Below are 6,438 nucleotides of genomic sequence, written 5' to 3' on the forward strand. Positions count from 1 at the left end.
TTTTCCCAAGGAAATCCAGCGCCATGAGCACGACGTCTCCGACCATCATCTACACCCTGACCGACGAAGCGCCCGCGCTTGCCACCGCCTCGCTGCTGCCCATCGTGCGCACCTTCGCCCAGGCCGCCGGCATCAACGTCCAGACCAGCGACATCTCGGTGGCCGGCCGCATCCTGGGGCAGTTCCCCGAATGCCTGACCGAGGAGCAGCGCGTTCCCGACAACCTGACGGAGCTGGGCAAGCTGACGCTCAAGCCCGAGGCCAACATCATCAAGCTGCCCAACATCAGCGCCTCGGTGGCCCAGCTCAAGGCCGCCATCAAGGAACTGCAGGACAAGGGCTACAAGATCCCCGACTTCCCCGAGAACCCGAAGACGGACGAGGAGAAGGACATCCGCGCGCGCTACAACAAGTGCATCGGCAGCGCGGTGAACCCGGTGCTGCGCGAGGGCAACTCCGACCGCCGCGCGCCCAAGGCGGTGAAGGAATACGCCCGCAAGAACCCGCACAGCATGGCCGAGTGGAGCCAGGCCTCGCGCTCGCACGTCTCGCACATGCACCACGGCGACTTCTATCACGGCGAGAAGTCGATGACGCTGGACCGCGCGCGCGACGTGAAGATGGAGCTGATCACCAAGAGCGGCAAGACCATCGTGCTCAAGCCCAAGGTCTCGCTGCTGGACCGCGAGGTGATCGACTCGATGTTCATGAGCAAGAAGGCGCTGCTGGAGTTCTACGAGCAGCAGATCGAGGACGCGCGCAAGACGGGCGTGATGTTCTCGCTGCACGTGAAGGCCACGATGATGAAGGTCTCGCACCCCATCGTGTTCGGCCACTGCGTCAAGATCTTCTACAAGGACGCCTTCGCCAAGCACGCCAAGCTGTTCGACGAGCTGGGCGTGAACGTCAACAACGGCATGGTCGACCTGTACAACAAGATCGCCACGCTGCCGCAGAGCAAGCAGGACGAGATCAAGCGCGACCTGCACGCCTGCCACGAGCACCGCCCCGAGCTGGCGATGGTCGACTCGGCCCGCGGCATCACCAACTTCCACTCGCCCAACGACGTGATCGTCGACGCGTCGATGCCCGCGATGATCCGCAACGGCGGCAAGATGTACGGCGCCGACGGCCGCCTGAAGGACGTCAAGGCCGTGATGCCGGAGAGCACCTTCGCCCGCATCTACCAGGAGATCATCAACTTCTGCAAGTGGCACGGTGCCTTCGACCCGAAGACCATGGGCACCGTGCCCAACGTCGGCCTGATGGCGCAGCAGGCCGAGGAATACGGCTCGCACGACAAGACCTTCGAGATCCCCGAGGACGGCGTCGCCAACATCACCGACCTGGCCACCGGCGAGGTGCTGATGAGCCAGGACGTCGAGCAGGGCGACATCTGGCGCATGTGCCAGGTCAAGGACGCCGCCATCCGCGACTGGGTCAAGCTGGCCGTCACCCGCGCGCGCAACTCGGGCATGCCGGTGGTCTTCTGGCTCGACGCCTACCGCCCGCACGAGAAGGAGCTCATCACCAAGGTGCGCATGTACCTGCACGAGCACGACACCACCGGCCTGGACATCCAGATCATGAGCCAGGTGCGCGCCATGCGCTACACGCTGGAGCGCGTGATCCGCGGGCTGGACACCATCAGCGCCACCGGCAACATCCTGCGCGACTACCTCACCGACCTGTTCCCGATCATGGAGCTGGGCACCTCGGCCAAGATGCTGTCGATCGTGCCGCTGATGGCCGGCGGCGGCATGTACGAGACGGGCGCCGGCGGCTCCGCGCCCAAGCACGTGCAGCAGCTGGTGGAAGAGAACCACCTGCGCTGGGATTCGCTGGGCGAGTTCCTCGCGCTGGCGGTGAGCCTGGAGGAACTGGGCATCAAGAACGGCAACGAGAAGGCCAAGGTGCTGGCCAAGGCACTCGACGCCGCCACCGGCAAGCTGCTGGACAACAACAAGGGCCCCTCGCCGAAGACCGGGCAGCTCGACAACCGCGGCAGCCACTTCTACCTGGCGCTGTACTGGGCCCAGGCCCTGGCCGAGCAGACCGAGGACAAGGAACTCGCCGCCCGCTTCAAGCCGCTGGCCGAGTCGCTGGCCGCCAACGAGAAGAAGATCGTCGGCGAGCTGGAGGCCGTGCAGGGCAAGCCGGCCGACATCGGCGGCTACTACAAGACGGACGAGAAGAAGACCGAGGCCGTGATGCGGCCGAGCAAGACCTTCAACGACGCGCTGGCGAGCGTGAGCGCCTGACGCCGCCCGGCCCCCGGCATGGAAAAGCCGTCGCCTGCGACGGCTTTTTCTTTTTCCGCCGCCCCTAAACTCGCCCGCATGCCAGCCATCGACGCCACCCTCCGCCCTGCCTTCGCGCCCACCGGCCGCCTGCGCGCCTCCATCAACCTGGGCAACCCCATCCTGGCGCACCGCGACGCGCAGGGACAGCCGGCCGGCGTGTCGGTGGACCTGGCGCGCGCCCTGGCCCGGGCGCTGGGCGTCGCGGCCGAGCTGGTCGTGTTCGAGAAGGCCGCCCAGTCGGTCGAGGCGGTGCGCGGCGAGCAGGCCGACATCGGTTTCTTCGCCGTCGATCCGGCACGCAGCCAGGGCCTGCGCTTCACCGCGCCCTACGTGCTGATCGAGGGCAGCTACCTGGTGCCGGCCGGCTCGGCGCTGGCCGACAACGCGGAGGTCGACCGCGCCGGCACGCGCGTGGCCGTCGGCCAGGGCAGCGCCTACGACCTCTTCCTCACGCGCGAACTGAAGGCCGCACACATCGAGCGCGTGGCCGACGCCGAGGCCGTGCGCGCCGCGCTGAAGGCCGGACAGGTGGAGGTCGCTGCCGGCATCCGCCAGTTGCTGGAGGGCTGGGCGCAGGGCGACGCCGCGCTGCGCATGCTGCCGGGCCGCTTCATGGTGATCCAGCAGGCGATGGGCCTGCCCGACAGCCGCGGCGCCGAGGCCGCCGCCGCGCTGGCGGCCTTCGTGGAAGAGGCCAAGCGCAGCGGCTTCGTGGCCGAGGCGCTGGCGCGGCACCGCGTGCAGGGCGCCAGCGTCGCGCCCGCTGCCGGCGCCTGATGCGGATTGACGTTCAATCGACAAGGGCCGTTCGGGCTGAGCTTGTCGAAGCCTCACGCGGCTCCGACCCTTCGACAAGCTCAGGACAGGCCAAGCTCAGCGTGAACGGTTGATATCGTTGGACGCACCTCTTGTATGAGGCTGCGCCGTCAATCCGCCTGGATGCCGAACTCCTTCACCACGCGCCCGAAGCGCGCGTAGTCGGCCGCCACGGTGCGGCCCAGCGCGGCGCCGTCGGCCAGGTCCGGCGCCACGCCCATCGAGGCGAGCTTGGCCTTCACGTCGGGCATCTTCATGACTTCGGCCATCGCGGTGTTGAGCGTCTTCACCACCTCGGGCGGCAGGCCTTTGGGGCCGAAGAAGCCCCACCAGGCGGTCACGTCCACGTCCTTGTAGCCCAGCTCGGCCAGCGAGGGCACGTCGGGCAGCATGAAGGAGCGGCCCCGCCCCGTCACCGCCAGCGGCACCAGCTTGCGCTCGGCCAGGTAGGGCGCCACCGCCCCGGGCGTGGAGTACACGGTGGGGATGTGGCCGCCCAGCGCATCGGCCAGCGACGGCGCCGTGCCCTTGTACGGCACGTGCTGCAGCTTGATGCCGGCCGCGCTGTTGAACATCTCGGCCACGATGTGCATGGGCGAGCCGGAGCCCGGGCTGCCGTAGGAGATCGACTGGCCGCCCTTGGCCTGGCCCACCAGCGTCTTCACGTCCTTGATGCCCGACTGGGGGCTGGCCAGCAGCAGCAGCGGCGAGCCGCCCACCTGCACCACCGGCGTGAAGTCCTTGACCACGTCCATCGGCACGCCGCCCTTGAGCACCAGCGGCGCGATGGCGAAGGTGCTGGGCGCGAACAGCAGCGTGTAGCCGTCGGCCGGCGCCTTGGCGACGAGGCCCGCGCCCAGCGTGCCGCTGGCGCCGGGCCGGTTGTCCACCACCACCGGCTGCTTGAGCAGGGTGGACAGCTTCTCGCCGTACACGCGGGCCATCACGTCGGTGTCGCCGCCGGCCGGGTAGGCCACGATGAAGGTGATGCTCTTGGCCGGCCAGGCCTGGGCCTGCGCGCCCATGCAGCACAGGCCGGCGCCCAGCGCCAGGCCCAGGGCCGCGGCGCGTCGTGTGAGGGTGTTCTTCATGACAACTCCTTGCGGGCCTGCGCCCATGCGTGTGGTGGTGGAAAGGGAAGCGAAAGGAAGAGGAAGGAAGGCACTCAGGCCGCGCGGGGCGCCACGTCGTGGTGGCTCGCGCCGCGCTCGCGCAGCCACAGCACCAGGCCGCACAGCATCACCACCGCCTGGGTGCCGACCAGCATGCCGAAGCCGGCCATGAAGCCGCCGCCGGCCGAGCGCGAGGTCCAGCCGATCACCGCGCCCATGATGGCCGGCATGAAGCCGGCCACCAGGCTGCCTGCGCCGTTGACCACGCCGTAGGCGCTGGCCACGTGCTCCGGCCGCGCGCAGTGCTGCACGGTGCTGGGGATGGCCGGGCTCATCAGGCCCCAGCAGAAGTTGGCGGCGATCAGGCAGTAGGCGGCCGCGTAGCGGTCCTGCACGTGGATGGCCATCCACACCGCCACCGCCACCCCGAGGCTGCCGCCGACGAAGATCAGGGGCACCTGGCGGCGCTCGATGCGGTCGATGATCATGCCGCCGACGAACACCGCCGCCACGCTGGCGTACTGCGGCAGCGAGGCCAGCCAGCCCATTTCGCGCAGCGAGAAGCCGCGCGACTCCTTCAGGTACGCGGGCAGCCAGTTGCTGCTGCCCCACAGGTACGAGAGGAAGGCCGCGGTGAGCACCGTCACCAGCACCAGGTAGCGGGTGTGCATGGCGCCGCGCACGATCTGCCCGACCTGCCCGAAGGCGTCGCCGAGCGACTTCGGCGCCGGCAGGCCCGTCTCCACCTTCGGCATGCGGATGAAGGCCAGCACCAGCGGGATGCCCAGCGCGATGTTGACCAGCCCCAGCACGTGGAAGGAGGTCTGCCAGTCGTGCCCGGCCACCAGGTAGCCGACGAAGGGGTAGCCCACCGCCAGGCCCAGCCCGGTGCCCATGTTCACCAGCGAGTTCGGCTTGCCGTTCTCGCGGCTCTCGAAGTGCGCCTTGATGTAGCTGCCGGCCAGCGAGAACAGCGGGCCTTCCGAGACGCCCAGCAAGATGCGCGAGGCCAGCAGCAGCCCGTAGCTGTTCATCGTGGGCGACAGGAAGGTGACCACGCCCCACAGCAGCAGCCCCGCGACCAGGCTGCGCCGCACGCCGAACAGCGCCGCCGCGAAGGGCGTGAGCACGAAGGAGGAGACGCCGTAGCCCACCATGAACGCGGTGGCCAGGAGGCCCTGGCGCGTGCGGTCGTCGGATGTCAGGCCGATGTGCGACAGGAAATCGCGATCGGTGATCAGGACCGAGATGTTGATGCGGTCCACGTAGGAGATGGCGACGATCACGAACAGCGTGATCACGCCCCACCAGCGCAGCGAGCGCGAGTCCTTCATGGTGTGGCCCCCTGGATGAGAAAGGATGGAATCAGAAGAAGTGGCGCATGCCCACCTCGTAGCCGTTGGAGTGGCCGCCCGGCACGTTGGCCGGCGCCGCCACGCCCAGCACGCCGATGGCGCGCTGCGAGCCGCGCGAGTTGTTCAGCCGCGCGTAGGTGGCGTAGAGCTGAGTGCGCTTGGAGAGGTTGTGGCCGTAGCCGATGGCGAACTTGCGCCAGTCGGCGTCGCTGCCGCGCGTGTCGTAGCGGCCGATGGAGGCGCGGATCTCGCCGGCGCCCACCGGCACCTTCACGCCCAGTTGCAGGCCGCGCACCTCCACGTCGCCGCGCTTGTGGCTGGCCCACAGCAGCATGGGCTGGACGACGCCGAAGTCGTAGCTCAGGCCGACGTTGCGCAAGCGCTGGTCCTGCGCCTGCGTGAGGCCCTGCAGCTTGGCCGCCGACACCGAGGCGTGCAGCCCGCCGTTGCGGTAGCCGAAGCGCGCGCCGTTGTACTCGCCGCCCACCGTCGGGTCCGTGTTCAGCCGCTCGCTGAACGCGTGCTGCACCTGCCCGTAGAAGCCGCCCAGGCCGGGCGGCGTGAAGTAGCTGATGGCGTTGCTGATCTGGATGGTGGGCACACCGTTCATCACGAAGGTGTTGGTGCCGCCCACGCCGTTGGTCAGGAAGGGATCGAACAGCAGCGTGTTCAGGAAGGTGGCCGAGTCGTCGCGGCCCAGGCGCAGCTCGCCCCAGCCGCCCATCAGGCTGACGGTGGCGCGCCGGTTGAAACCGGCGTTCACGTCGCCGGTGTCGGGCGAGAAGCCCGCCTCCAGCCAGAAGCCCGCCTTCAGGCCGCCGCCCAGGTCTTCCACGCCGCGGAAGCCGAAGC

The 6,438-nt window shown here is 69.0% G+C and carries 5 protein-coding genes; 2 read left to right on the forward strand and 3 right to left on the reverse strand.

Features of this window, described 5'->3' with window-relative positions:
• The first annotated feature begins 23 nt into the window (after positions 1–23).
• Together ACIY1X_RS23590 and ACIY1X_RS23595 are read left to right on the forward strand one after the other, a co-directional pair.
• Positions 24–2,261: an NADP-dependent isocitrate dehydrogenase gene (locus ACIY1X_RS23590; protein WP_399685370.1), complete on the forward strand. Its 2,238-nt coding sequence runs from the start codon at positions 24–26 to the stop codon at positions 2,259–2,261.
• Between the two features lie 78 nt (positions 2,262–2,339).
• On the forward strand, positions 2,340–3,080 hold the full coding sequence (locus ACIY1X_RS23595) for a transporter substrate-binding domain-containing protein (protein ID WP_399685373.1): 741 nt from the start codon (positions 2,340–2,342) through the stop codon (positions 3,078–3,080).
• A gap of 149 nt (positions 3,081–3,229) precedes the next feature.
• Here ACIY1X_RS23595 and ACIY1X_RS23600 read toward each other — a convergent pair whose 3' ends face one another.
• The 3 genes from ACIY1X_RS23600 to ACIY1X_RS23610 all read right to left on the reverse strand — a co-directional run.
• Positions 3,230–4,210, reverse strand: a complete 981-nt coding sequence (locus tag ACIY1X_RS23600; protein WP_399685376.1) for a Bug family tripartite tricarboxylate transporter substrate binding protein — start codon at positions 4,208–4,210, stop codon at positions 3,230–3,232.
• 74 nt (positions 4,211–4,284) lie between these two features.
• Positions 4,285–5,565, reverse strand: coding sequence for an MFS transporter (locus ACIY1X_RS23605; RefSeq protein ID WP_399685378.1), 1,281 nt, complete (start codon positions 5,563–5,565; stop codon positions 4,285–4,287).
• Positions 5,566–5,596: 31 nt separating this feature from the next.
• A partial coding sequence (locus tag ACIY1X_RS23610; RefSeq protein ID WP_399685381.1) for a porin occupies positions 5,597–6,438 on the reverse strand: 842 nt, incomplete at its 5' end.

It is taken from the genome of Xenophilus sp., from assembly GCF_044462705.1.
Lineage (GTDB): Bacteria > Pseudomonadota > Gammaproteobacteria > Burkholderiales > Burkholderiaceae_C > Xenophilus > Xenophilus azovorans.

What these genes read in the sequence shown, in the direction of transcription:
- ACIY1X_RS23605 (WP_399685378.1), bottom strand. Translation starts at nt 5,565, where the DNA reads ATGAAGGACTCGCGCTCGCTGCGCTGGTGGGGCGTGATCACGCTGTTC.
- ACIY1X_RS23590 (WP_399685370.1), top strand. Translation starts at nt 24, where the DNA reads ATGAGCACGACGTCTCCGACCATCATCTACACCCTGACCGACGAAGCG.
- ACIY1X_RS23595 (WP_399685373.1), top strand. Translation starts at nt 2,340, where the DNA reads ATGCCAGCCATCGACGCCACCCTCCGCCCTGCCTTCGCGCCCACCGGC.
- ACIY1X_RS23600 (WP_399685376.1), bottom strand. Translation starts at nt 4,210, where the DNA reads ATGAAGAACACCCTCACACGACGCGCCGCGGCCCTGGGCCTGGCGCTG.